This window comes from Aquimarina megaterium XH134 (assembly GCF_000520975.1).
GTDB lineage: Bacteria > Bacteroidota > Bacteroidia > Flavobacteriales > Flavobacteriaceae > Aquimarina > Aquimarina megaterium.
Genome location: NZ_JACB01000035.1, coordinates 87672 through 113468, shown reverse-complemented (window position 1 = coordinate 113468; position 25797 = coordinate 87672). Strand labels below are relative to the sequence as shown.

Below are 25797 nucleotides of genomic sequence, written 5' to 3'. Positions count from 1 at the left end.
AAGTTTATTTATTGACCTTTACACCTTCCCACTGTACTCCCTGAAAATCCATCAAAATGTAATAATTTCCTGATTCGTTTTCCACAAATTTTATTGATTCCTCAGAAGTCTTATCGCCAAAAAACATAGTTTCGCTTTCTGGATAGAGTACTCCATTATTTTGTCCTTTCTGATACAAAAACAAACTATCTCTTTCTACTTTAAGGGTAATTAAAAGATGTCCGGCATCAACAAAATCATAAGTTCCTTCATACTTTTTAAGCACAAGAGGAGAAAGGTTGATCGATTTACGAAGTACTGCTTTTGGCATTTTTACCTTCTTGCCCTCAAGTATCTTTTCTAAATCACTTACCAATTGCTCAAAAGGAATTTCATCATAGTTTGTTAAGAAAACAATACTATAATCTTGCGAAAAATTTCTATGAATATAAGCTCGTTTACCTTTTGTACCTCCTGCATGCGAAATACTATGATCATGAATCAACGAGGCATGATCTTCTTTGTTTAAGGCAGTAAGAAATTGAGTCAAATCATCAACAGACGAATGTAAATTACCCATTCTTACTTCATCCTGTAAAAAAGAATCGACACTTTTAATGTTTTTTTCATCATCAACATAATGTCCATAGGCATAACTTTTTAAATGCCTAAGATCTGCATCAAAATTACCACCTGAGCTCTTCATTCTTAACGGTTTGAAAAAATTTTCTTTCAAAAATAAAGAATACGAACTTTTATTGGTTTTGCCTATAATATAGTATAACAACTGAAAACCTACATTAGAATATCGCATCTCAGAACCCGGCTCAAACTCTAATTTTTCCTTTGAAGCCAGAGTTACTATTTCATCTGGAGAAAGTTCTAATGTATTAGATATTGAACTATCAAATTCTCTGGGTAAACCCGAACTATTATCCATAAGATGTTGAATAGTTATACGCCCTGCATTAGGAAAACCGGGCAAATATTTACCAATGGTATCGTTACGATTAATTTTACCTTCGCTTTCTAGCTGAAGTATACTTACTTTGGCAAATAATTTAGAAACAGAACGAAGATCAAATTGGCTTTCTACATTTACATATAATTTAGACAACGTATCCAAAGAGATATTATATGCTTTTCGTAAAACAGTTTTCTCACCCTTCTTAAGTAATACCACTCCATTAAATTTCTTTAACTCGGTAAGCTTTGTTAAATACGTATCACTTTTTAGAAATAGCGAATCATTGGGCTTGTTTTCATGATTAACTTTTGAAATTTTTGTTTCTTTATTTTTAGAACATGCTACTAAAAATATGGCTAATACTAACAGTTTTAATAAAATACGAGTCATTTTCTTTTTTATTGCAAAGCAAATACAATTGGCGTATTAAAAATTGTAAAAATGGAACCTTGTCTAATGACGGAATAAAAATTCTGGTAGATCATTAAAGAATTGCATAGGTGTTACACCGCATACTTTCTTAAAATCCCGATTAAAATGTGATTGATCAAAATAATCATATGTATAACACAGTTCGGTCATAGAAATATGTTTGTTCTTAATTCTAAATTTAACCAAATCCATAATTCGTACTGTAATGATAAACTTCTTCAAACTATAAAGTACTTCTTGTTTAAAGATTCTATTTAAATATTGACGGGTTTTTTTATATTTTTCACTCAATAGATTTACCGATGTCATTCCTTTTACACTGTATATATACTCACAAACCTCTTTTACAAAAAGAGCCGAAGAACTAAGTATAAGGTTTTGGCCTTTTATAAAATCACTTGCTATAGTACACATGTCACTTATTGGCACATCATTAAATAATTGCTCTCGTACTCCTAATATGCCCGTTTTTTCAATACTTAGGTCAATAATTCCAGAAGTATCTAAGTATGAAAAAAAATGTGCATTTGCCCACGGTTGTACTTTAATTGTAAAAAAAGTAAGAGATACTTCAAATTTTAGCGTATAAGGAGGGGAAAGATCATGAATAGTAAATACTTTAAAAGAGATGGGAAGAGTGGATTGTTTCTCTCCATACGTTAGCACACTATTACATTCTTTAAAGAAAACAAAATCATAACAACAATCATCGATCACTGGCACATACTTAACCGCTGTATCCATTTTCTTTGAAAAGTAATAATATTCTTTTATCAAGTGTTGTAAGGATAAATCAGCAAGTTCACTTTTAATAATCATAGTATTGTAGTAATTGTAAACCATTAAAGCTATCAAACTTTGATAGCATGTAAATTTCACCAAAAAGTAAAATTATGGTCTTTTTTGTCACATTTTTGATCTTTTAGTTGTCATCATATAATAATACATTTATATATTAAAGAAACATATTTATTCATACATTAAAAAATCAATGTTTGATTTCAACACATATCAGGAGTTTTTATTTCCATTTGCCTATAACATTCTTGGATCTACCGACGATGCAAAAGATGCTATTCAGGATACTTTAAACACTTTTATTTCGCTTCAAAACAAAAACATAGATAACCCTAAAGCATACTTGATCAAATCGGTTATTAATACTTCGATCAATAAAAAAAATCGACAGAAAAAATTTGTTTCAGAAAATAGTTCTCTTCCAGAACCTATTGCTACCGATACTGCTGATAATGATTTATACTTAAAAGATATCGTTTCGTACTCATTATTGATTTTATTAGATCAATTAACTGTAAAAGAAAGAGCTGTTTTTGTGCTAAAAGAAGCATTTAATTATTCTCATAATGATATTGCCGAAGTTCTTTCTAGCACTCCTGAGAATTCGAGAAAATTATTGAGTCGAGCTAAGATTAAATTAAAAAAACCCAGTCAAAAGAATCTAACCTTTACAAACAAAAAAAACAGAAGAATATCTTAATAATTACAGTACTGCAATACGAGAAAGAGATATCAAAAAGTTAGAGCAACTTTTTGCCAATGATATTACCATGATTGCTGATGGTGGTGATAAAATTAAGGTTCTTAGAAATTTTACCCGCGGAAAACAGAACTGTATCCAGCTGATTCTTGAAGTTTTTAATAAATTTCAATTGCGGCAAAACATTAGATATATTAGAGTTAATCACCAACCTGCAATTGCATATTTTGACAATAATCTATTATCATCTTGTCAGGTGTTTTCAATTAATCAAGATCAAAAAATTTATAAAATCAGCTCTGTGGTTGATCCAGAAAAACTTAAAAATATTGCAAAAAAGATGCGTTAGTGTCACGTTTTCATATTGTGATTTGTCATATAGGTAAATGACAAATTTATATACAATGAAAGAAGATTTTTTTAATGATACGCTAGAAAATAAAGAAGTACTAATCCTACCCAATGAAGGAGAAGCATTTACTATGAATGGCATTTCTTTTACTTTTAAACTAACCAGTGAATTATCGAATAACCAACTAGGGGTATATGAAATAGTTTTAGCACCTCGAGCCATTGGTGCCAAGTTACATTATCATAGATTTATGGATGAAATCTTTATAGTAAATAAGGGAATACTCACTCTTTTTACAGGAACTAAAGGCGATAAACATCTGATTGCCCCCGGTACCGTAGCATATGCTCCTAGATTTACCCCACACGGATTTCAAAATGACACCGACGAAGAAGTTCGGCTTACCCTACTTTTTAATCCTTCACAAAAAAGAGAAGGTTTTTTTAGAGGATTATATGAAACGCTTAACAGTGACACTATTGACCCAGAAAAATATTTAAAACTTTATAACAAATACGATAGTTTTCCTGTCGATACTTCTAATATGTTACCAATTAGAGATCATTAATTTTAAAGTGATTGGTCATATTTTCGCTTGTTTTCTTTCCTTTACCAGAGGTAAATACACTAGAATTTGATAAAAATCGATACAATTTCATAGATTATAATAGCAAACAGTATAAATTTGCAATATTGATTATATGATAAACTGTAAAAGTATTTTTGTACATACACCTTACATTAAAATATTTCAACACATTAATAATCAATAAATTACACCAAATAAAGAAAACTTTAACAGTAAAAAATTTGCTTTACTAGACGACTGGTCATATTTTTGTCGTCCCAAAATGGAAATGATGTCGAAAACCATAAAACATGAGATCAAAGCCGATTACCTTTTAGAAAAAGGGATGGAAATCATTTGGTCTAAAGGTTACAATGGTACTAGTGTAAATGACATTGTTAAGGCAGCTGATGTTCCTAAAGGTTCTTTTTACTTTTATTTTGATAGTAAAGAAGATTTTGCAATTAAGGCTTTGGACAAATATTTTACAACACAGGTTACTCCTGCTCTAGTAATTTTACGTGACAAATCATTTTCTGCAAAACAACGTCTGATTAATTTTTATGAGTACAGAATTGAAGTAGTAAAAAAAGAATTAGAATGCAAAAATGGATGTATGGCCTGTAACCTAAGTAATGAAATGGCCGAACATAATGAAAACATAAGAGAGGCAGTCTTAGAAAAACATGATACAATAAAAGCAGAAATTATTACTGTTGCCATAGAAGCTCAAAAACAAGGAGAAATAGATGCTTCGATTGATGTAGTAAACATGGTAGATTTTATTGAAGATGCTGGTAAAGGAGCAATGACAACTATGAAAGAGACCCAAAGTGCTTATCCGATGGATAATGTAATGAATATGACCCAGCAGTTGTTTTTAAAATAATTTTTTTTGAATTATATATAGACGACCGGTCAATTGTTAACATTTAAATAATCTTAAAGTATGATGTAAACCATAATTTAGTAAATCAAACAATATAAATAGTCGACTGGTCAATTATAAAATCTAAATGTTTTTATTTTTTTTCAAAGACCATGTCCTAATATCAATACTCAAATCGTCTAAACATAAAAACTTATAATAATCTGTATCATATCAACTTGTAATGTATTACAAGTCGACTGGTCAACTAACAACTAATAATTATATGAATGCACTAAAAAAAGCAGGTAACGCTACCAATGCGTTTGCAAAGAAATGGGCAGAATTTGTAATCAAATTCAAATGGCCTGTATTAATTTCCACATTAGTCATTGCGATGGGGCTTGGTTCACAAGGTAATATGGAGTTTGATGGTGATTATCACGTATTTTTCAGTGAATCTAACCCAGAACTCGAAGCTTTTGACGCTTTGCAGGATAAATACACCAAGGATGACAATATTGTTATTGTACTTTCTCCTTCTAATGGCGATATATTTACTAAAGAGAACCTAATTGCTATAGAAGAACTTACGGCCGAAGCTTGGAACACCCCCTACTCTTCTCGTGTAGATGCAGTAACAAATTTTCAGCATACAAGTGCCCAGGGTGACGATTTATACGTAGACGATCTATCTTATGAATCTGCCTCTAAAACTGATTCAGAAATTAAATCGATTAAAGAAAAAGCATTGAAAGAACCTCTTTTGGTAAATCGTCTGCTTAATGAAAAAGGAAGTGTTACTGCAATTAATGTAACCGTACGACTACCAGGAAAAGATAGTGCCAAGGAGATACCAGAAGTGACTGCTTTTGTTAGAAAATCAATTTCTGATTTTCAAGAAAAATATCCGAATTTTCAGATACACTCATCGGGATTGGTACCTCTTAATACTGCTTTCTTCGAATCTTCAATGAGAGATATGATGTTAACCCTGATTATGTTGGTTATTGTAATCTTAACTACACTCATTCTCACAAGAAACTTTTTTAGCACCCTAGCTACGTTAATTGTTGTACTATTTTCTATTATGAGTGCAATTGGTTTTGTAGGGATTATGGGAATTAAGCTCACTCCGCCATCTTCTGTTTTCCCAACAATGATATTAACTTTGGCTGTGGCAGATAGTATTCATATCCTGATTACTATGCTCCAAAAAATGCGTAAAGATGGATATACAAAAAAGGATGCTCTTGTCGAATCTATGCGTCTTAACTTCATGCCGGTTTTCATCACAAGTTTAACTACGGTTATAGGTTTCTTAACCATGAATTTTGGGGATGTACCTCCGTTTTGGGACTTAGGAAATATTACCGCTTTTGGAATGACAATGGCCTTTTTCTATTCTACTACAGCATTACCAGCACTTATGGCAGTTCTTCCTGTAAAGGTTAAAGAAAAGAAAGGTATTCTTATAGAAAAATCGAGCTGGTATACTAATCTTGGGCATTTTGTAGCAAAACAACCTACAAAACTTGCAATAATCTCTATAATAGTAATTGGTGCCTTTACATTTCTGGCTACCAAAAATCGATTTAATGATGAGTTCATCAACTATTTTGATGAAACAGTACAATTTAGAAGTGATACTGATTATATAAGCGAAAACTTAACCGGAATTTATAATGTTGAATTCTCTGTTGGAAGTGGAGAAAGTGGAGGGATCAATAACCCAGAGTATCTTAAAAAATTAAATGATTTTGAAGATTGGCTTAACGAACAACCCGAAGTGATACATGTAAACGCATTTAGTGAGGTTGCCCGAAGAGTAAATCGATCAATGCACGGAGATAATGAATCTTATTATAGGGTTCCTAATAGTCGTGAAGAAGCAGCACAGTATTTATTGCTATATGAGCTTTCTTTACCATTTGGATTAGATCTTAATAATCAAATTAATGTAGATAAATCTGAAAGCCGGGTCACTATAACACTGCAGAATATCTCTAGTGCCGAGATGATTGCTTTTTCAAAAAGAGCCGAAAAATGGTTACAGGATAATACTCCAAAACCTATGCATACTATTGGAGTAAGCCCTACTCTTATGTTTTCTAAATTAGGCTTTAGACAAGCAGATAGCATGCTTAAAGGAAATATAATTGCGCTAATACTGATCTCTCTGGTATTAATGTTCGCACTAAGAAATTTTAAACTTGGTCTTCTAAGTATCATTCCTAATGTTACTCCAGTTTTTATCGGGTTTGGATTTTGGGCAATGTACAAAGCTCAAATTAATACAGGAATGGTTATCGTTTTCGGGATGACTCTAGGAATAATAGTAGATGATACTGTTCATTTTATGAGTAAATTCTTAAGAGCTCGAAGAGAATTAGGCTATGATGCCAGGCAAGCGGTTATCTATGCGTTTGAAACCGTCGGAAAAGCACTAGTAACTACTACAGTGGTACTCCTGGCTGGGTTTGCTGTGCTATCCACCTCATCATTCGCTTTAAATAGCTATATGGCGAGAATTACGGTTATTATTATTCTGTCGGCCTTAATTATCGACTTTATATTACTGCCCGCTCTACTAATTCTTATTAGTAAAAAAGATAAGGTTACTACAGAAACACCAGTAAAAGAATTAGAACCACAAATGCAACTTGATAAATAATAAATAAAAACAATAAAGAATCTATTACTATGAGAACATTAATTTTAGCTGGACTTGCAGTACTAAGTACTATAACTTTAACAGCACAAAATGCAGAAGAACGAGGTTTGCAAATTGCTAAAGCAGCAGATCAGGCAGATCAGGGTTTCAATAGCTCTATTGTAAACCTAAAAATGACCCTAAAAAATAAAAATGGACAAACCAGTGAACGGTTATTAATTACCCGAACTTTAGAACAAACAACAGATGGTGACAAATCTTTGATTGTTTTTAATAGCCCAAAAGATGTGAAAGGAACCTCGACATTAACTTTTACTCATAAAATTGGAGCAGATGATCAATGGCTTTTCTTACCTTCGATCAAAAGAGTAAAAAGAATATCTTCTAATAACAAATCAGGCCCATTTGTAGGTAGTGAATTTGCATATGAGGATCTTTCTTCTCAAGAAGTAGAAAAGTACAGCTACAAATTTCTGGAAGAAAAAGGAAATTTATTAATCGTAGAGCAGGATCCGGTTGATCCAAAATCTGGTTACACAAGAAGGATTGTTACTTACAATAAAGACAAAGGATATCGAATAGAAAAGGTCGAATTCTATGATCGTAAAAACTCACTACTCAAAACGCTTACCTATAGTGATTATAAATTGTATAAAGGAAAATTCTGGAGAGCATTAACTCTTCATATGGTAAATCACCAAAGTAATAAAGAAACCGTATTAAAATTTAGTGACTATAATTTTGAAGCAGCACTTGCTGATGAAGATTTTACTCAAGTTGCTCTAAAACGGGCAGGGCAATAAATTTAAATAAATGAAAAACACAAGGCTAATTTTGTGTGATATCTAATAGTAGTTCTTTTGGTTACTTTACTGAATCTTTATTGTTATCGCAACCAGGTCTTGTGTTTTTCCTTATACAAAATAAACAATAGCAATACGAATCTTTTTTAGCTTTTGCTTAATCAGATCGTATTACGCATATCAAAACCCGTTTTTTATTGCTTTACTTTTTATCATCAATATTAGAACATTGATCACAGTTCTTAGTCTGGTTAAAGGCCAGAAAATAAAAAAACGAATACATGAAGATTAAATCTATCTATTACATAATTCTGCTATTATGCATTGGTAATACAATATATGCTCAAAATGAAACGGCTAAAAAGGTAAATCATGATTTTGAGTTAGAATTAGAAGGAGAATATCGTTATTTCTATGATAATGCTCTTTTTGAAGATCAGGAAGATCATTTTCCTTCTCTGGCAATACAACCAGAATATAAAGCCGAATGGAATGCCGGATATGAAAGCATCAACTTTAAAGGTTTTTTTAGACTAGATGTTGATGATGAGCGAACACATTGGGATATACGAGAACTTTATTATCAAAAAGCTAAAAAAAACTGGGAATTTAATCTTGGACTCAAAAAGGTCTATTGGGGTGTTGCAGAAAGCAATCATTTGGTAGATATCATTAATCAAACCGATGCTGTTGAATCTTTTGATGGAGAAGAAAAATTGGGCCAACCCATGGCTCAGTTTACATGGATAACCGAAAAATTTGGAACTTTTGATTTCTTTTATCTCCCTTATCATCGTAAACGCACTTTCTCTGGTAAAAAAGGAAGATTACGGTTCCCGGTAGTAATTGATAAAGATGACCTGAATTATGAAAGTAGCGCAGAAGAATGGAGACAGGATGTTGCTATTCGCTGGAAACACTATTTTGATATTTTCGATATTGGTATCTCTCATTTTTATGGAACCGGTAGAGAGCCTCTTTTTATATTTGATACCACAGGAAATATCAATGCTTTTTATCCCGTAATACATCAAACCGGTCTAGATTTGCAAATTACCCATGACGCTTTTTTATGGAAACTAGAATCTATTTATCGCCATGCAGATGCTCAGGATTTCTTTGCCATGGTAGCTGGCCTCGAATATACATTTTCTAATATTGATGGAAATGGACTTGATATCGGAGTTCTAGGAGAGTATTTATATGACGAACGAGACGAACTAGCGCTAAATGCATTACAAAATGATGTGTTTTTCGGAAGCCGTATTGCTTTTAATGATACCCAGGATACATCAATACTAATCGGGGGAATTACGGATCTAGAATCTAGTACTACTATTTTTAGCCTCGAAGCTTCAAGACGTTTTGGTAATAGCTGGACTGCAGCAATTGAAGCCCGTATTTTTAATGAAATTGATGATAATGAATTGATCTTATCTAATTTTAGAGAAGATAGTTTTTTTAGAATCTCTATTTCTAAATATTTCTAAAAAAACAAAAACTGTATAAATGAAAAAGCCATCCCTAGTTAACAGGATGGCTTTTATAAAAAGTTCAAAGCTTATCTATAACTAATTCTTAATACAGATAGTTTAAAGCAGTTCTGTCATAATTCGAAAATTCTCCATCTTCACCACCATCGAAGCAAGAGATCATAATAGAATCTGTATCTAAACCACTTTGTCCCCAACGATTAGCAGTTGGAGTTCCTGGAATATGGATAGCCCCTATACCAGCAGATCCTTCATTACTGTTATCACATCTTCTTCGAGCATAATCAGTATGTCTGAATCCTAAACAGTGTCCCATTTCATGACCCATCAAATGCTCCATAGCATTATTACTTAAACTGTTGCTACCTGCATTAATCTGAATCCACTTATATGGTCTTCCTCCACTAGGGAAACCAGCAGATCCTCCTGCACCCGAAGCACCATTATTATATACTACCATATCAGCACTGGTAGATGCTGCAAAAGATAGACTGAAACTTAGTGTATTATTTAATGCATTATAATTGTTAACAGCCCACTGAAGTCCTGTACGCATTTTACTGGTTAAAGCATATCCAGATCCTGTATATCCGATAATACTAATGTTTCTATTACCACTAGATACAAGGTTATTTGTTCTGTACTGCTTGTTCCCATTTTCTATTTCTGCCAGTTTTTGTTCTGCCAATTTATTAATTGCTAAAATAAGGTCGCTAGATTGTATAGCATTTTCTACTGACCCATCAGGATGTTTTACCGTTACATATTCTGCTCCAGTAGCATTCACTCCTGCATCATGTAATGCTTGAATGTGAGCTTTTGAAACTTGTTCTGTAACAGCTTCTGGTTGTGTCTCGTTAGAAACCTCTTTTTTTTCACAGGATGTTGTAAATCCTGCAACGATAGCGCAAAGCGCTAATACTTTGATTTTTTTCATTTTAATTAAGTTGAATTTGTGTAGTTATTAAAAACTAAAAATAGAGTAGTTATGCTCTATTTTAAATACAATTATGTAGAAAGCTTTGAACTTTTCTAAATTTTTGCGGTTTGAAGATATGATATTTTTTTGTAAAAATTAGTTAATTTTTTAAACTATTTGTTGTAAATACGGTAAAACCGTAAGATTCTTCTAAAGAAAATGCAAAAAACGCAATTTTAAAATAACACAAAAAATCGATCAAATACACAATTCTTATATCACCGTAATATGTTAACAAGGTGTTAAAGCAAGAGATGAATAGGGATGTTAAAGAAAACTTAATTAAATATCAAAAGCACAAGATGTAGAAAGTTTTTTCCTACATATCATAAAGTTTAAGTTTTAAAAAATTACATTTTAAATATTTAACAAAAATTAAAAAAACATATTCATATGAAACAACTTTAGTATCTAATCTATTCTTAGTGACAAAATTTAGGGCATAAAAAAAGTCCATAATATGGACTTATAATGTTATAAATAGAAAAATTTTAATCTATATTCGATCACACAATCTCTGCGCTAAGACCTGCATCTAATAATTTGGAACATCGCGGTACTAATTCTTCGTAAACACCTGTTTTTACAGTACATTTTCCTTTATAGTGCACTAACATAGCACATTGCTCTGCTTGTACCGGTGTATGTTCACAAGTATAAATAAGAGTTTCTATAACATGATCAAATGTGTTTACATCATCATTATACAAAACAATCTCGTTATTGCTTTGGTCAACAGATTTTTCTAAAACTTCTTCTAAAACTTTCTCCTGGGTACTCATAAGGGGGTAATTGTTTTATGCAAATATAATAACTTAGAGTATTATATGCATTAATTAAAAGATTATTTTAACTCATAAGACGCTGCTATCCAATTATTTCTATTGAAATTTTCTATAAAATCAAGATGATTCTTTGTACATTCTTCTGTAATCATATCTAAATCTTCTTTATAAAACCCGCTCAAAAATAATTTGCCCTTGGGGTTTAAAGATTTCATATATTGTTGAATGTCATTTAGTAATATATTGCGATTGATATTAGCAATAATAACATCATATTTTTTTCCTGATAAAAGTGAGGCATCACCCTCATACGCAGTAATATCTTCACAATTATTACGCTCTACATTTTCTACGGTATTTAAATAACACCAATTATCAATATCGATAGCATCTGTAGGTCCGGCACCTCTCATTTTAGCAAGAATAGCCAAAACCCCAGTACCGCATCCCATATCCAATACTGTTTTATCATTTAGGTCAGTTTTCAAAATATGTTGGATCATCATATGTGTAGTCTCATGATGCCCTGTACCAAAAGACATTTTGGGTTCTATAATAATATCATATTTTGTATTTGGTTTTTCATGAAAAGGCGCTCTTACACTACAAATACCATCTACAACAATTGGATTAAAGTTCTTTTCCCATTCTTTGTTCCAGTTTATTTGCTCTATTTCTTCAATGGTATATTCTATATCAAACTCTCCAGAATTTAAGACATAAACACCTTCCAAAATACTCTCTTCCCATTCTATACTTTGAATAAAAGCATTAACTCCGTTTTCGGTTTCTACAAAGCTTTCGAATCCAACATATCCCAATTCTGCAATTAATATTTCTGTAGCTGGTTGTAGCGGTGAAACCTTAAAATAATACCCAATGTATTTTGTATTCGACATACTGATCTTTAATTATTTTGCAAAGTTACTCTTTTACCTTAATGTTGGTATCAAAAGTAAATCTTAAAAAAAAGCACCCCATCTTACCATGGGGTGCTTTTATGCATTCTGTTAATTCTTAAATAGCATTTACTATTGCAGAAAAATTTTCCGCATCTAATGAAGCTCCTCCTATTAATCCTCCATCTACATCGGTTTTTGCAAAAATTTCCTGAGCATTATTAGGTTTTACACTTCCACCATATAAAATAGAAACCTCATCGGCAGTTTCCTGATCATAGGTATTCGCTATGGTTTTTCTTATAAACGCGTGCATTTCCTGAGCTTGTTCTGGAGATGCAGTTTCTCCTGTTCCTATTGCCCAAACTGGTTCGTATGCAAGGATTACATTTTTCCAGTTTGCTTTATCAATATGAAAAAGGCCATTTTTTAATTGCTGTTCTACAACAGAGAAATGATTATCACTTTTTCGATCTTGCAATTCTTCTCCAAAACAGAAAATTATAGTCATCTCATGTTGTAATGCTGTATTAACTTTATGAGCTAGTAATTGATCTGTTTCTCCAAAATAAGCTCTACGCTCACTATGTCCCAAAATTACAGTCTCTACTCCAATATTTTTAAGCATATCTGCAGAAATTTCTCCTGTATATGCACCATTTTCTGCTTCATGCATATTTTGTGCGGCAACGGTAATTTCTGAGGATTTTAAAACTTCAGTTGCACTATACAGGTTGGTAAATGTAGGTGCTACAATAATTTTTGCTTCAGACGATGCTTTAAGTTTGGTTGTTAACTCAGATAGCAATGTCTTGGTTTCTGCCAGATTCTTATTCATTTTCCAGTTTCCGGCTACAATTTTTTTTCTCATTAATTTAAAATTTATGTTTTTGGTTAATAGTGTGGTTATATATTATATTAGGAGTTATTAATAGCTCAAACCCTAATTCTGGGGTCAAGCCATCCATAGATAATATCGACAAATATATTGATTAGTATAAACATAGTAGCAATGACCAATACGGCTCCCATTATTACAGGAAGATCCAATGTGTTTAGAGCATCTACAATCTCTTTACCTAATCCGTTCCACCCAAATATATATTCTACAAATACTGCTCCGGCGAGCATAGATGCAAACCATCCCGAAATTGCAGTAACAACTGGGTTTAATGAGTTTTTTAATGCATGCTTTCTTATCACCTGAAACATCGAAAGTCCTTTTGCCTTTGCCGTTCGAATATAATCCTGCCCCATCACCTCGAGTAATGAATTACGCATGAGTTGAGAAACAACAGCAAGTGGTCGAATCCCCAATACTATTGCAGGAAGAATTAGGTTTTTCCATTGGATATAACTCCCTTCACCAAAATCATCTACTTCATATAAACTACCTGTCATATTTAAATTGGTAAATTCTTGTAACACATATCCAAACAACCAGGCAAAAATAATTGCACTAAAAAAAGAAGGAACACTCATTCCTAAAGTACTTAACAACTGAATCATTTTATCTGGCCACTGATCTTTGGTCAAGGCACCTATAATTCCCAATAAAACCCCAATAATAATGGCAATACATATAGCAGAGATTGCCAAGACCGCTGTATTAGGTAACGTTTCTTTAATTACCTCACTTACTTTTTTACCACTTTTTTGAAAAGATTCTCTTAAATATGGAAATTTAAGTATTGTAGCAACATCACCTATCTTAAATAACTGGTTTCCGTTATACTTTTTAGTGTCGAAATATGAAAAATCATCAGGGTTTGTACTGTGAAATGATATAGGCGAAAGATCATTTATATAATATAAATATTGCTTTGATAATGGTTTATCAAAACCGTATTTCTTTCTCACATTTTTTAGCTGTTCTTCGGTCTCATTTTGCCCGAGCATCATCTGAGCAGGATCACCGGGAAGAATTGTAAATAATAAAAAAATAACAGTCACCACTCCCAATAAAGTAAGCAAAGCATATCCTATTTTACTAATGAGATAACCGCCCATTATTGATTAGAGTTTTCTTTAATTTTTTTTACCTCTTCTAGTGTATATATTTTGTAAGGAACACCAAAGAGACGTTCGCTATATTCTTCTATGGTTTCGGTAAAACCAACTTCTTTTCTTCTTTCATTTACAGATTCTGGATCTTTAATCGGCCATATCAAAGAAATTGGTGTTTTGCTGTTAGAGTTTAATCTCGTGCCTTGCGTACCATAAATCTGTTCTAATCCTTGTTGCATTAGATGTCGATCTTCCATCATTGCTACCGATGCCATATCCAGCTCTCCTTTTTCTCCAGCTTCTTTTATAAGAGGCAAATATGCTCCTATCTTATCTGAATGCTGAATTACTAACCAAGCCGCTATATTTGTCCCTTCGCCAACCAAAGTTTTACCAGGATACCCATACTTTTTAAAAACTTCTTCTATAAATATTGTATTGGTACTATCTATTATTTTTTGTTTTTCCCAGGAAATTTCTCCAGAACTTCTTCCGTCCTGATCCAGCTTCATAATACTATCTAACTGTGCTTTTAATAGTACATTAATCTTAGGTTTTGAAGGCTCTACTTTTTCCAGGTTAAGTTTCTCTGCATCATTCCAGTGTAACTTTTTTACTATAGTTCCTTTTTTAAGTTTTACAATCCCCGGGTTAGATCGCAATATAGTTTTTAAGGCTGTTTCGTCTGTAGTATAAAAATCAAAATCAAGATCATGTTGTTGTTGTACCTGCGCTATATCTTTTGGTGTAGAAGCTGTAAGACCTATCACATCATATCCTTGAGATATAGCTTTATTGGTTATTTCTTTAACTGCATAAAAGCCTTCTGCTTCACTTTTAGATAAGTTATACGCTACTATTAATATCAGGTTTTCTCTTTCGAGAAATTCTGCTGTATAATCTACATCATTCTTTTCTATTGCAAAGTCATGAATTGGAGGTTCATATCCTTCATCTACTGTTTTGGTTTCAACTTCGATAAATTTACCATCTACTTTGGGGTAATCTCCACTTGTAGTAATAATTTTCTCCTCTCCGTTAACATTAAATTTCCAGTGATAAGCAAACTCTGCTTTTGGAGCTCCTTCTGGCACTTCCATCCCTTCCTGAATATTAACTCCTTCTTTATATGCTCTAAAATCAAAAGCTGGTAAATGCATTAAAACATAATACGCAAAGGCCAAACAAGCCGTAAAAGTTGCAAAAACAATCCATTTATGTGTTGCAAGAGGTTTAATTGGTGTTATATACTTTCTTCCAAAGAACAATATCAATATTAAAATCAGTAAAATCACATCTTTGGTAAAGGATTCCCAGGGAGTTAACGGTAATGCATCACCAAAACATCCGCAATCTGTAACCTTATTAAAATATGCCGAATAAAAGGTAAGAAACGTAAAAAAGGCTATCATTAATAACAATGACCATACTGTAAACTTTGGCAAGTACCCCAATAACAATGTAATACCTAATACGATTTCAAAAATCACCAAAAAAATCGCTATTAATAAAGCAAAGGGAATTAAAAATTCTAGGTTCAGTACGCCTTCACCAAAATACTCCTGAAGCTTATATGAAAACCCAACAGGGTCATTAAGCTTTATAAACCCTGAAAACAGAAAAAGTGCTGCTACAAATATTCTTGAGAAAGAAACCAATATTTTCATCTACGTATATTTTATTTTTTCAAAAAGCCGATATAGAACTAAAGTAACATCTATTTTGATTACCTGTTCTTTATATGCTGACCATAATATTTTAGTATAATTTGCACAAGATAATATGATTAATCCTTGTTCCTTTTAGTTTAACAGTATTTTATATATCTATTTATTTGCCTCGCCTAAATGAATCATAGCAAATACTGCATAATTAATCATATCCTGGTAATTTGCATCGATACCTTCGCTTACCAACGTTTTTCCTTTATTATCCTCTATCTGTTTTACTCTAAGTAATTTCTGAATAATAAGATCTGTAAGAGAACTCACTCGTAAATCACGCCAGGCTTCTCCATAATCATGATTTTTATTCATCATTAATTCTTTGGTAATCCTAATATGTTTATCATACAACGTAACTGCCTCTTCTGAAGACAAATCGGGTTGTTCTGCAACTCCTTTCTCTAGTTGTATCAAAGCCATTAAACAATAATTAATAATCCCTATAAATTCTGAAACTTCACCTTCATTTACCTTACGTACTTCATTTTCCTGAAGGCTTCTAATGCGTTGTGCTTTAATAAAAATCTGATCGGTTAAGGATGGTAATCTTAGAATTCTCCACGCACTGCCATAATCTATCATCTTTTGATTAAATAGATCTCGACAATTACTAATTATGGTATCATATTGTGTGGATGTATCTTGCATAAAACTGTTGAATTTTGCGTAAATTTCGCTTTAATATGGGAATTAAAAAAATCATATCTAAAGTTTAAAAGTAAAAAACACGAAATGTGACCTCACAATTTTATAAATTCCAACCAAAATATAGGCTTGCCCCTTAAAACAATAATCATAACAAATGAAATCTCAAAAATGACAATAAATTGTAAAGGCTCATTAATCGATTTATCTACTCCAAAAATAATGGGTATTCTTAACCTAACTCCTGATTCTTTTTATGATGGAGGGAAATATAAAAATGAAAACGAGATATTAAAACAAACAGAACAAATGCTTATCGAAGGTGCTTCTTTTATTGATTTAGGTGCCTATTCTTCAAGACCAGAAGCAGATCATATTTCTATTGAAGAAGAAGAAAAAAGAATCCTACCTATAGTATCATTGTTGCTTAATGAATTTCCTGAAATCTTATTATCTATTGATACATTTAGAAGTGAAATTGCAAAAGCATGTATTGAAGCCGGAGCCGCATTAATTAATGATATTTCTGCCGGAAACTTGGATAAAAACATGATCCCAACAGTTGGTATATTAGGAGTTCCATACATCATGATGCACATGAAAGGAACTCCTCAAACCATGAAATCATTAAATCAATATGATAATCTAATTCATGAAATGAATATATATTTTGCAGAAAAAATTGCAGAAGCAAAAAAATATGGTGTGAATGATATGATTATTGATCCTGGGTTTGGTTTTGCTAAAGATATCTATCAAAATTTCGATCTTTTAAAAAACTTAAAACTCTTAGAGGTACATAATTTACCTATACTAGCTGGAGTTTCTCGAAAATCAATGATATACAAAACACTAAATAGTACTCCGCAAGAAGCACTAAATGGCACTACATCTCTTAATACTATTGCCTTGCTTAACGGGGCCTCTATCTTAAGAGTACATGATGTTAAAGAAGCTGTAGAGTGTGTTCATCTGGTAAGTGCTTATTCTAATTAAAAACTACCTACAAATGAATCTAACTCATCATTATTTTGAATACGCTGTTTTATACAGCTTTTCAAAACAAGGTTTCACTAATTTTTCTATTTTTACAAAAACACCAGACATTTGGACTTAATAAACCTAAGAATATTAGATATACTTGATATTGTACTTGTTGCCTTATTATTGTACTATATTTATAAGTTAGTTAAAGGTACTGCTGCTATCAATATTTTTATAGGAATAGTTATGATTTATCTGGTATGGAAACTTACACAATTCCTTGCCATGGAAATGTTGAGTAGCGTTTTGGGTGAATTTATTGGTGTTGGAATGTTTGCCCTAATTGTAGTTTTTCAACAAGAAATACGAAAATTCCTTTTAATGATTGGTTCTACTAATTTTGGAAGAAGGCGTAAATTTCTCAGGCAATTAAAATTTATTAGAGATGCACCCGAAGATAGTGTTACCAATGTTACCGCTATCGTAACTGCTTGTAGTGAAATGGCAAAAACTCATACCGGAGCACTTATTGTTATTAAAAGAAATACATCTCTGGATTTTGTTAAAACATCGGGAGATGCTATGGATGTTCTTGTAAATACTCCCATAATCGAAAGTATTTTTTATAAAAACAGCCCTCTTCATGATGGAGCCATGATTATAGAAGATAATAGTATAGTAGCCACCCGAGTCATTTTACCAGTTACCAATGATAATAACATGCCTTTACGTTTTGGACTAAGACATCGTGCTGCTGTAGGTATTAGTGAAAAAACTGATGCTTTAGCTCTAGTGGTAAGTGAAGAGACTGGCAAATTATCATATATCAAAAATGGGGAATTTGTGATATTTAAAACAGAAGAAGAGTTAATAGAAAAAATAAAAAGGGATTTAGTTTAATGAATAATTTAATTACTATTACCAATTGCAAAAATTGTGGGCAACAAATTGAAAGTCATAATTTTTGTCCCGATTGCGGTGCAAAAAAGATTACAAAACGAATTACTTTTAAAAATCTGATTTCAGAATTTGTCGATCGTTTTCTTAATTTGGATAATTCATTTATTAAAACATTTATTCATTTATTCACAAAACCAGAGGAAGTAATCGATGGCTATATCCATGGACTTAGAAAGCGATATGTAAATGCTTTTGGATATTTTGCTATTACCATAACGATTACAGGAGTTTATTCTTTTATAGTAAAAGATAGATTAAAAGAAATTATGCAGTTTGGGGATAATTTCACTGCACAACAAGCTGAAATACAAAGTTCGATATTTGACACCACTACCCAATACCAGTCTATGCTAAGTTTTTTAATGATTCCTTTACTAGCTTTATTGTCTCGACTGGTTTTTTTGAATTATAAAAAATATAATTTAACAGAGCATTTTGTAATCTACCTATATGGTTACTCCCATATTGTAGGGATTATGACCCTCGTTTTACTACCGTTAACATTTATGGTAGATAGTTTTATGATTGTAGGTTTAGTACAGTTCCCGGTATATATACTTTATATGGCTTATGTTTTAAAGAGGCTTTATCAAATTAGCATAAAGAAAATCCTGATCAAAACACTACTATTTCTTATTTATGGAGGAGTACTTTATTTTATTGTTGCAATAGTAGTTGTTGCACTAATGATGATATCAGGAGCCATAGAAATCCCTACCAAATAAGAACAACAAACCACTTATTCGGTTACATCTGCAAATTGTACTTCGTATAAATTTCTGTAATATCCATTTTCGATTTGGAGCAACTCATTATGATTACCTTGTTCTACAATTTTACCCTGATCCATTACAATAATTTTATCTGCTTTTTTAATGGTCGCTAATCGATGGGCAATAACAATAGAAGTTCTTCCTTTGGTAATCTTGTTTGTTGCGTTCTGAATCAACTGTTCACTATGTGAATCTATCGATGATGTAGCTTCATCTAGCACTAAAATACCCGGATTAGTAACATATGCTCTTAAAAAAGAAATAAGCTGCCTTTGTCCCGAAGAAAGCATAGCTCCTCTTTCTTTTACATTATAATGGTATCCATCTGGAAGACTCATAATAAAATCATGAATTCCTATCTCTTTTGCAGCTTGATATACTTGTTCTTCGAGAATCTCTTCATTATTTAAAGTAATATTATTAAGAATCGTATCTGCAAATAAAAACACATCCTGAAGCACTACTGCAATATGACTACGCAATGATTTTAACTCAATAGTTTTAATATCGATATCATCGATAGAAATCACTCCGTCATCTATTTCATAAAATCTGCTAAGCAAATTAATAATGGTAGATTTTCCCGCTCCTGTTGCTCCTACTATTGCTACAGTCTCCCCTACTTCAACATTAAAAGAGATTCCTTTTAATACTTCTTCATTTTCGATATAACTAAATCGTACATCATCAAATGTAATTTTACCTTTTATCTTTTCTAATAACTGTACACCACTATTCTCAATTTTAGAATCTGTATCCAAAATGGCAAACACACGATTAGCAGCTACCATTCCCATCTGTAGTGTATTGAATTTATCAGCTATCTGCCGTAAGGGTCTAAATAAAATTTGAGAGAGTTGGATAAATGCAATAACCAGTCCCAAAGTGATTTCATCTCCTTGTGCAGCTTTTAATCCTCCAAACCAAACAATCAACCCTATGGTTATAGAGCTGGACATCTCTGCAATAGGAAAAAATATAGAGTTATACCAAACAGTTTTTATCCAACCTTTTTTATGTTTTTCATTAATTTCTTTAAAATTAGAATATTCAATTTCTTCTCTTGTAAACAATTGAACGATCTTCATTCCGGTAATTCGTTCCTGTACAAATGAATTAAGATTAGAAACCTGGGTTCTTACTTCCTCAAAAGCTACTTTCATCTTTTGCTGAAAAATTCGCGTAGCATACACAACCAAAGGCAATACAACAAATACCAGTAATGCAAGTTGCCAACTCTGGTAGAGCATATAACATAAGATTGCTAGCATTTTTAACAAATCACTTATAATCATAAACAACCCCTGGCTAAAAATACTGGCTATAGTTTCGATATCACTTACAGCCCGAGTCACCAATCTACCTACAGCAGACTGATCATAATATTGTTTTTTAAAACCAAGCATATGCTCAAACAATTTCACTCTAATATCCCTAATTACTTCTTGCCCTAACCAGTTAGCAAAGTAGATAAACAAGAATTGAGTGATCACATCCAGAAACAAAACTCCAAGCATTAGGCAAATAAAATAAACCAATAGCTCACCATCTTTAGGAATAATAGTTCTGTCTATTGTCTCTCTAAGTAAATAAGGATTAATAATAGACAAGATAGCCAATAAAATAGCCGAAAAACCTACAAAATAAAAAGTCAGTCGGTAAGGATTAGTATATGTAATCAACCGTCTGAAAAGTTTAAAATCAAAAGCTTTACCACTCTTTTCTGCCATCTATATTGTATATATATTATTAGGGTATTCTACAGCTGTTAAGTAAAGCCCATGAGCAGGAACCGAATATCCGGCCTGACTCCGATCTTCACTTTTAATAATAGCTATTAAATCCTCATTATTTAATTTATGTTCTCCAATCTCGATAAGTGTCCCCACAATTGCTCTAACCATATTTCTAAGAAAACGATTGGCCGAAATCTTAAAAACTAATTGATTACCATGATTTTCCCAGGTCGCATTTGTGATTGTACAATTATACGTTTTTACATCGGTTTTGGACTTACTAAAGCATTTAAAATTAGTATAGTTTAACAGTAATTTAGCAGCTTCATTCATTAAATCCACATCCAATGGTTTTTTCAAATAATAAGATTTATGAATACCAAAAGGATCTTTTATTAATGAAACATGATACTCATACGACCTACTTACTGCATCAAACCTGGCATGAGCATTTTGGTGCACACGACATACATTCTGGATTGCAATTTCTGCCGGTAAAATTGCATTAAGTTTATATTTAAATTGATCTGTATCTAATATATCTCCATAATCAAAATGAGCCATAATTTGTTTTGCATGAACACCAGTATCTGTTCTTCCTGCTCCAACCACATCAATTTTATCACGTAAAATAGTAGATAACGAATTCTCAAGAACTTCCTGCACAGAAATTGCATTAGGTTGTCGTTGCCATCCATGATATGGAGTTCCGTTATATGAAAGTTCTAAAAAATATTTCATTTTACTCGCATCTATTATTTTCAATACAATTTCTTTACTTAGATTCTGTAGCTTATTTCAACAATATTATATTTTTGTATAAAAACTAAGCGCAAATATACTTTATAAAACAGAGATAGGGCTTATGGTTTAGTTCCTGTTTTTCTATTGTGCAATAACTCAATTTTATTATTCGATTTTGAAAAAAATACTTCTACTTAGCGACACCCATAGTTATATCGATTCTCGCATATTGCATTATGTTGATGAAGCCGACGAAATTTGGCATGCCGGAGATATCGGTGATCTTAAAGTAACCGATGCCATCGAAGCTTTAAAACCTCTTAGGGCCGTATACGGAAATATCGATGATGATAAAGCCCGGGCTACCTATCCCTTACACCAAAGATTTAATTGCGAAGGAGTCTCTGTATGGATCACTCACATAGGAGGGTACCCCCCAAAATACAATATAAACACTCGAGATGAGATTAAATCAAACCCTCCTCAATTATTTATCTGCGGTCATTCGCATATTCTAAAAGTAATACCTGATAAAAAAAACGGGGTATTACATATGAATCCCGGCGCAGCAGGCAAACATGGGTTTCACAAAGTAAGAACAATGCTTAGGTTTACACTAGATTCTGGTAATATCGAAAACCTGGAAGTAATCGAATTAGGAAAAAAATAAAACCCGGAGTTGGCATACTCCGGGTTTTAACGCACTAATACTACTAAGATTTTAGGTTTATCGTAATCGGTCTACAGATTTTACAAGATTCTCATCCTTCTTAATAGCCTTATTGGCCATTACTAATAAAACGATAGAAATAACAGGAATGATCATCCCAATACCTTTCTCTGAAACCTGAGTTTCTCCAGATACCGTTAGTGACCAATAAACAAATACTCCTAGTAAAATAAAGTTTAATAAGATATTGATACGCCCCAATACAAATTGAAGCTTTCTATTTTTAAATAAAAAAATCGAAATCAGAGATAAAATCGCTGATCCCAAAAACATTCCTAAAAGAAATAATTCTCCTTTAGCATAAAGTGCTACATCATTAGCATCTATCCCGTAAGGTAAATACATACAAAGCCCTCCAGAAACTGCAGCAGCTAATAAAAGGTATATGGTTTGAATTCGTTGTAACATTATTTTTTTTCCTTAGAGAAAAGCAAAAATAAGAGTTTCTTTTTATAAATATGTGTAAAAAATTAAAAATAAAGTCGTATACTTGCAGCACAAAACCTGTAACCTTCTCAACTAAGGTTACTTACCTTCGAAAATAAAATTTTCCTAGATTTCTTCTTTAGAAAATTTATACCTAAAACGTAAAATTATATAACAAATATAAATGTTAGAGATTTCCGAATTAAAAGCAAAAAAGCTTCCTGAATTGCAAGAAATTGCAAAAAACCTTAATGTACCTAAGTTTCGTACCTTAAAAAAATTAGATTTAGTATATCAAATACTAGATTATCAAGCCACAAATCCTAATAAGGTAAAGCAAGTCGTAGCTGAGGATATTTCAGAAAAAACAGATTCTGAAAAACCCAAACCCAATGCTCGCCAAAGAAGGCCCCGTGCTCGCAAACCAGACGGACCTACAAATCCTGCCAAAAAAGACAACAAAGCTCCTAAAGAACAAAAAAGCGAAGTGACCAAACCGCTTCCTTCAGAGGAAACTGTTTCTAAAGAGAAAGAAAACACCGATAAAAAAAACAAACCTCACCAAAATAGAGACGATAAAAAGGACAATCGAAACAGAGGTAATGATAAGTCTCAACAAAATAAATCTCGAAGCAACAATCCTAATAACGCTAATAAAAAGGAGAACGGAAATCGAGACAATAGAAATCGATATAAAGAACCAGATTTTGAGTTTGATGCCATAATCGAAAGTGAAGGCGTATTAGACATTATGCAAGATGGATATGGCTTTTTAAGATCTAGTGACTACAACTATCTTTCTTCTCCAGATGATATCTATGTATCACAATCGCAAATCAGACTTTTCGGACTTAAAACAGGTGATACTGTATTAGGACAAGTAAGACCTCCTAAAGAAGGTGAAAAATACTTCCCTCTTATTAAGGTAAATAAAATCAACGGTCTTGATCCACAAGTAGTTCGCGATAGAGTTTCTTTTGAGCATTTGACTCCCCTATTTCCGCAAGAAAAATTTAATATTGCAGAAAGACAAAGTACAATCTCTACCAGGATAATGGATTTGTTTGCTCCTATCGGAAAAGGACAACGTGGTATGATAGTATCACAACCTAAAACAGGTAAGACCATGCTACTTAAGGATGTTGCTAATGCTATTGCAGCAAATCATCCCGAAGTATACCAAATGATCCTTCTTATAGATGAAAGACCTGAAGAAGTTACAGATATGCAGCGTAATGTAAAAGGAGAAGTAATTGCTTCTACCTTTGACAAAGAAGCTAACGAGCATGTAAAAGTAGCTAACATCGTATTGGAAAAAGCAAAAAGATTAGTCGAATGTGGTCACGATGTAGTCATTCTATTAGATTCAATCACAAGACTAGCCAGAGCATACAACACAGTACAACCTGCTAGTGGAAAAATATTAAGTGGTGGTGTAGATGCTAATGCTTTACACAAACCAAAACGTTTCTTTGGTGCTGCACGTAACATAGAAAATGGAGGTTCATTAACTATTATCGCAACAGCATTAACAGAAACAGGTTCTAAAATGGATGAAGTAATCTTTGAAGAATTCAAAGGAACTGGTAACATGGAACTACAATTAGATCGTAAAATCTCTAATCGTAGAATTTTCCCTGCTATTGACCTTACATCTTCTAGTACTCGTCGAGATGACATTCTATTAGACGAAACTACTATTCAAAGAATGTGGGTAATGCGAAAATATCTTGCAGATATGAACCCAGTAGAAGCAATGGAATTTATTAATGAACGTTTTAAGCAAACAAGAAATAATGACGAGTTCCTTATTTCTATGAACGGATAACAATACATTTATAATAAATATCGAAGGCGGCTATCAATATTAATTGATAGCCGCCTTTGCATTATCATATTATTTTATCACTTTTAATAAATAAACTGAAAGTTTTCTAAGAAGAAATTGACCAAGTGTTAAAACTTAATATATCATGAAAAATATACTATATATAATATGGAGTGCTGTTTTATTATTCTCGAGCTGCCAAAGTAATAGTCAATCAGTTAATAACAAAAAAGAAGTCACAAAAAACGAAAACATCACACCCGTGAGAGTTAAACCTGTCGACGGTATGGAAAGAGCTTATTTTGCCAGTGGATGTTTTTGGTGTGTCGAAGCTATTTACGAAAGCGTAAAAGGTGTTAAAGAATCTATCTCTGGTTACTCAGGAGGCCATACCAAAAACCCAACATACCAATCAAGTAATACTGGGCGAACAGGACATGCCGAAGCTGTAGAAATCATTTATGACCCAAAAATTGTTTCTTTCTCAACTTTGGTAGATGTATATTTTGGATCACAAAATCCAACTCAAGTTAATGGACAAGGCCCAGATCATGGCTCACAATACAGATCGATTATCTTTTATCAAAATGAAGAGCAGAAAAAAATAATCGAAAACAAGAAAGAAGCATTAGGTAAAAAACTAAACCGAAGAATCGCAGCAGAAGTGTTGCCATTTCAAAAATTCTGGGAAGGAGAAGCTTATCATCAGGATTATGAAAAAAGAAATCCAGGCAACCCCTACATACGTAATATATCTGTTCCCAGGTTAAAAAGATTTCAAGCAAAATTCCCTAATCTTATTAAAGAAAAACATTAAAGTTTATTCACATATGAATTTAAGTATAGGGTTTGATATTCTAATTAAAGCGCGCAAACCCCTTGTTAAACCTATGTTAAAACAGAATAGAGCCTTGTGCTTATCAAATTAAATATTTTTCATATT

Annotated in this window: 25 protein-coding genes; 13 read left to right on the top strand and 12 right to left on the bottom strand. The window is 32.4% G+C overall.

What is annotated here, in order from left to right; genetic code table 11:
* Positions 1-4: 4 nt before the first annotated feature.
* Together Z053_RS0118670 and Z053_RS0118665 are read right to left on the bottom strand one after the other, a co-directional pair.
* On the bottom strand, positions 5-1336 hold the full coding sequence (locus tag Z053_RS0118670) for a serine hydrolase domain-containing protein (RefSeq protein ID WP_025666503.1): 1332 nt from the start codon (positions 1334-1336) through the stop codon (positions 5-7).
* A 63-nt stretch (positions 1337-1399) separates the two neighbouring features.
* Entirely contained in the window at positions 1400-2197 is a 798-nt protein-coding gene (locus tag Z053_RS0118665; RefSeq protein ID WP_025666502.1) for a helix-turn-helix domain-containing protein, read from the bottom strand.
* A 172-nt stretch (positions 2198-2369) separates the two neighbouring features.
* On the opposite strand from Z053_RS0118665, the gene Z053_RS28900 reads away from it, so the two are divergent.
* From Z053_RS28900 to Z053_RS0118630, 7 genes are all read left to right on the top strand, one after another.
* A complete protein-coding gene (locus tag Z053_RS28900) occupies positions 2370-2876 on the top strand; it encodes an RNA polymerase sigma factor (RefSeq protein ID WP_025666501.1) in 507 nt (168 codons plus the stop codon).
* A gap of 70 nt (positions 2877-2946) precedes the next feature.
* Positions 2947-3225 carry a hypothetical protein gene (locus Z053_RS0118655; RefSeq protein WP_025666500.1) on the top strand — a complete coding sequence of 93 codons (279 nt, stop codon included), beginning with the start codon at positions 2947-2949 and terminating at the stop codon, positions 3223-3225.
* 55 nt (positions 3226-3280) lie between these two features.
* Positions 3281-3796, top strand: coding sequence for a cupin domain-containing protein (locus tag Z053_RS0118650; RefSeq protein ID WP_035096409.1), 516 nt, complete (start codon positions 3281-3283; stop codon positions 3794-3796).
* Between the two features lie 292 nt (positions 3797-4088).
* On the top strand, positions 4089-4685 hold the full coding sequence (locus Z053_RS0118645; protein ID WP_035096408.1) for a TetR/AcrR family transcriptional regulator: 597 nt from the start codon (positions 4089-4091) through the stop codon (positions 4683-4685).
* A gap of 265 nt (positions 4686-4950) precedes the next feature.
* The gene (locus Z053_RS0118640; RefSeq protein WP_025666497.1) at positions 4951-7338 is read left to right on the top strand and encodes an efflux RND transporter permease subunit; all 2388 of its coding nucleotides are present in this window, start codon (positions 4951-4953) and stop codon (positions 7336-7338) included.
* A gap of 29 nt (positions 7339-7367) precedes the next feature.
* Entirely contained in the window at positions 7368-8141 is a 774-nt protein-coding gene (locus tag Z053_RS0118635; protein WP_025666496.1) for an outer membrane lipoprotein-sorting protein, read from the top strand.
* 281 nt (positions 8142-8422) lie between these two features.
* Entirely contained in the window at positions 8423-9631 is a 1209-nt protein-coding gene (locus Z053_RS0118630) for a hypothetical protein (protein WP_025666495.1), read from the top strand.
* A gap of 88 nt (positions 9632-9719) precedes the next feature.
* Here the strand turns inward: Z053_RS0118630 and Z053_RS0118625 are convergent, their stop codons facing one another.
* From Z053_RS0118625 to Z053_RS0118590, 7 genes are all read right to left on the bottom strand, one after another.
* A complete protein-coding gene (locus Z053_RS0118625) occupies positions 9720-10571 on the bottom strand; it encodes a M57 family metalloprotease (RefSeq protein ID WP_025666494.1) in 852 nt (283 codons plus the stop codon).
* Between the two features lie 548 nt (positions 10572-11119).
* Positions 11120-11395: an ATP-dependent Clp protease adaptor ClpS gene (locus Z053_RS0118620; protein WP_025666493.1), complete on the bottom strand. Its 276-nt coding sequence runs from the start codon at positions 11393-11395 to the stop codon at positions 11120-11122.
* A 62-nt stretch (positions 11396-11457) separates the two neighbouring features.
* Positions 11458-12297 carry a 50S ribosomal protein L11 methyltransferase gene (gene prmA, locus Z053_RS0118615; protein ID WP_025666492.1) on the bottom strand — a complete coding sequence of 280 codons (840 nt, stop codon included), beginning with the start codon at positions 12295-12297 and terminating at the stop codon, positions 11458-11460.
* Positions 12298-12415: 118 nt separating this feature from the next.
* The gene (gene tpiA / locus Z053_RS0118605; RefSeq protein ID WP_025666491.1) at positions 12416-13168 is read right to left on the bottom strand and encodes a triose-phosphate isomerase; all 753 of its coding nucleotides are present in this window, start codon (positions 13166-13168) and stop codon (positions 12416-12418) included.
* Between the two features lie 65 nt (positions 13169-13233).
* On the bottom strand, positions 13234-14307 hold the full coding sequence (locus tag Z053_RS0118600; protein ID WP_025666490.1) for an ABC transporter permease: 1074 nt from the start codon (positions 14305-14307) through the stop codon (positions 13234-13236).
* Positions 14307-15971, bottom strand: a complete 1665-nt coding sequence (locus tag Z053_RS0118595) for a BT_3928 family protein (RefSeq protein WP_025666489.1) — start codon at positions 15969-15971, stop codon at positions 14307-14309. The genes Z053_RS0118600 and Z053_RS0118595 overlap by 1 nt, the downstream gene beginning before the upstream one ends.
* A gap of 159 nt (positions 15972-16130) precedes the next feature.
* Positions 16131-16676, bottom strand: coding sequence for a DUF1599 domain-containing protein (locus Z053_RS0118590; RefSeq protein WP_025666488.1), 546 nt, complete (start codon positions 16674-16676; stop codon positions 16131-16133).
* 168 nt (positions 16677-16844) lie between these two features.
* Between Z053_RS0118590 and folP the strand changes: the two genes are divergently transcribed.
* The 3 genes from folP to Z053_RS0118575 all read left to right on the top strand — a co-directional run bounded on the left by folP (position 16845) and on the right by Z053_RS0118575 (position 19342).
* Complete coding sequence (gene folP / locus Z053_RS0118585) at positions 16845-17669, top strand: dihydropteroate synthase (protein WP_025666487.1); 825 nt, start codon at positions 16845-16847, stop codon at positions 17667-17669.
* A 111-nt stretch (positions 17670-17780) separates the two neighbouring features.
* Entirely contained in the window at positions 17781-18557 is a 777-nt protein-coding gene (locus Z053_RS0118580) for a diadenylate cyclase (RefSeq protein WP_025666486.1), read from the top strand.
* The gene (locus Z053_RS0118575) at positions 18557-19342 is read left to right on the top strand and encodes a DUF3667 domain-containing protein (protein ID WP_025666485.1); all 786 of its coding nucleotides are present in this window, start codon (positions 18557-18559) and stop codon (positions 19340-19342) included. The genes Z053_RS0118580 and Z053_RS0118575 overlap by 1 nt, the downstream gene beginning before the upstream one ends.
* A gap of 14 nt (positions 19343-19356) precedes the next feature.
* Here Z053_RS0118575 and Z053_RS0118570 read toward each other — a convergent pair whose 3' ends face one another.
* Together Z053_RS0118570 and truA are read right to left on the bottom strand one after the other, a co-directional pair.
* Positions 19357-21120 carry an ABC transporter ATP-binding protein gene (locus Z053_RS0118570; RefSeq protein WP_025666484.1) on the bottom strand — a complete coding sequence of 588 codons (1764 nt, stop codon included), beginning with the start codon at positions 21118-21120 and terminating at the stop codon, positions 19357-19359.
* Positions 21121-21867, bottom strand: a complete 747-nt coding sequence (gene truA / locus Z053_RS0118565; protein ID WP_025666483.1) for a tRNA pseudouridine(38-40) synthase TruA — start codon at positions 21865-21867, stop codon at positions 21121-21123. It abuts the gene before it with no gap.
* A gap of 178 nt (positions 21868-22045) precedes the next feature.
* Here truA and Z053_RS0118560 point away from each other — a divergent pair, with 178 nt between their 5' ends.
* Entirely contained in the window at positions 22046-22540 is a 495-nt protein-coding gene (locus Z053_RS0118560; protein ID WP_025666482.1) for a metallophosphoesterase family protein, read from the top strand.
* A gap of 57 nt (positions 22541-22597) precedes the next feature.
* Here Z053_RS0118560 and Z053_RS0118555 read toward each other — a convergent pair whose 3' ends face one another.
* Positions 22598-23008, bottom strand: coding sequence for a DUF4293 domain-containing protein (locus Z053_RS0118555; RefSeq protein WP_025666481.1), 411 nt, complete (start codon positions 23006-23008; stop codon positions 22598-22600).
* Positions 23009-23210: 202 nt separating this feature from the next.
* Here Z053_RS0118555 and rho point away from each other — a divergent pair, with 202 nt between their 5' ends.
* Both rho and msrA read left to right on the top strand, forming a co-directional pair.
* On the top strand, positions 23211-24854 hold the full coding sequence (rho, locus tag Z053_RS0118550; RefSeq protein WP_025666480.1) for a transcription termination factor Rho: 1644 nt from the start codon (positions 23211-23213) through the stop codon (positions 24852-24854).
* 145 nt (positions 24855-24999) lie between these two features.
* A complete protein-coding gene (gene msrA / locus Z053_RS0118545) occupies positions 25000-25671 on the top strand; it encodes a peptide-methionine (S)-S-oxide reductase MsrA (protein ID WP_025666479.1) in 672 nt (223 codons plus the stop codon).
* Positions 25672-25797: the final 126 nt, after the last annotated feature.

Excerpts from the sequence above, each read along its gene's own strand:
- Z053_RS0118655 (WP_025666500.1), top strand. The coding sequence starts at position 2,947 with ATGATTGCTGATGGTGGTGATAAAATTAAGGTTCTTAGAAATTTTACC.
- Z053_RS0118665 (WP_025666502.1), bottom strand. The coding sequence starts at position 2,197 with ATGATTATTAAAAGTGAACTTGCTGATTTATCCTTACAACACTTGATA.
- Z053_RS0118555 (WP_025666481.1), bottom strand. The coding sequence starts at position 23,008 with ATGTTACAACGAATTCAAACCATATACCTTTTATTAGCTGCTGCAGTT.
- msrA (WP_025666479.1), top strand. The coding sequence starts at position 25,000 with ATGAAAAATATACTATATATAATATGGAGTGCTGTTTTATTATTCTCG.
- tpiA (WP_025666491.1), bottom strand. The coding sequence starts at position 13,168 with ATGAGAAAAAAAATTGTAGCCGGAAACTGGAAAATGAATAAGAATCTG.
- Z053_RS0118670 (WP_025666503.1), bottom strand. The coding sequence starts at position 1,336 with ATGACTCGTATTTTATTAAAACTGTTAGTATTAGCCATATTTTTAGTA.
- truA (WP_025666483.1), bottom strand. The coding sequence starts at position 21,867 with ATGAAATATTTTTTAGAACTTTCATATAACGGAACTCCATATCATGGA.
- Z053_RS0118570 (WP_025666484.1), bottom strand. The coding sequence starts at position 21,120 with ATGGCAGAAAAGAGTGGTAAAGCTTTTGATTTTAAACTTTTCAGACGG.
- Z053_RS0118595 (WP_025666489.1), bottom strand. The coding sequence starts at position 15,971 with ATGAAAATATTGGTTTCTTTCTCAAGAATATTTGTAGCAGCACTTTTT.
- Z053_RS0118630 (WP_025666495.1), top strand. The coding sequence starts at position 8,423 with ATGAAGATTAAATCTATCTATTACATAATTCTGCTATTATGCATTGGT.
- Z053_RS0118650 (WP_035096409.1), top strand. The coding sequence starts at position 3,281 with ATGAAAGAAGATTTTTTTAATGATACGCTAGAAAATAAAGAAGTACTA.
- rho (WP_025666480.1), top strand. The coding sequence starts at position 23,211 with ATGTTAGAGATTTCCGAATTAAAAGCAAAAAAGCTTCCTGAATTGCAA.
- Z053_RS0118575 (WP_025666485.1), top strand. The coding sequence starts at position 18,557 with ATGAATAATTTAATTACTATTACCAATTGCAAAAATTGTGGGCAACAA.
- folP (WP_025666487.1), top strand. The coding sequence starts at position 16,845 with ATGACAATAAATTGTAAAGGCTCATTAATCGATTTATCTACTCCAAAA.
- Z053_RS0118625 (WP_025666494.1), bottom strand. The coding sequence starts at position 10,571 with ATGAAAAAAATCAAAGTATTAGCGCTTTGCGCTATCGTTGCAGGATTT.
- Z053_RS0118620 (WP_025666493.1), bottom strand. The coding sequence starts at position 11,395 with ATGAGTACCCAGGAGAAAGTTTTAGAAGAAGTTTTAGAAAAATCTGTT.
- prmA (WP_025666492.1), bottom strand. The coding sequence starts at position 12,297 with ATGTCGAATACAAAATACATTGGGTATTATTTTAAGGTTTCACCGCTA.
- Z053_RS28900 (WP_025666501.1), top strand. The coding sequence starts at position 2,370 with ATGTTTGATTTCAACACATATCAGGAGTTTTTATTTCCATTTGCCTAT.
- Z053_RS0118600 (WP_025666490.1), bottom strand. The coding sequence starts at position 14,307 with ATGGGCGGTTATCTCATTAGTAAAATAGGATATGCTTTGCTTACTTTA.
- Z053_RS0118635 (WP_025666496.1), top strand. The coding sequence starts at position 7,368 with ATGAGAACATTAATTTTAGCTGGACTTGCAGTACTAAGTACTATAACT.
- Z053_RS0118645 (WP_035096408.1), top strand. The coding sequence starts at position 4,089 with ATGTCGAAAACCATAAAACATGAGATCAAAGCCGATTACCTTTTAGAA.
- Z053_RS0118590 (WP_025666488.1), bottom strand. The coding sequence starts at position 16,676 with ATGCAAGATACATCCACACAATATGATACCATAATTAGTAATTGTCGA.
- Z053_RS0118640 (WP_025666497.1), top strand. The coding sequence starts at position 4,951 with ATGAATGCACTAAAAAAAGCAGGTAACGCTACCAATGCGTTTGCAAAG.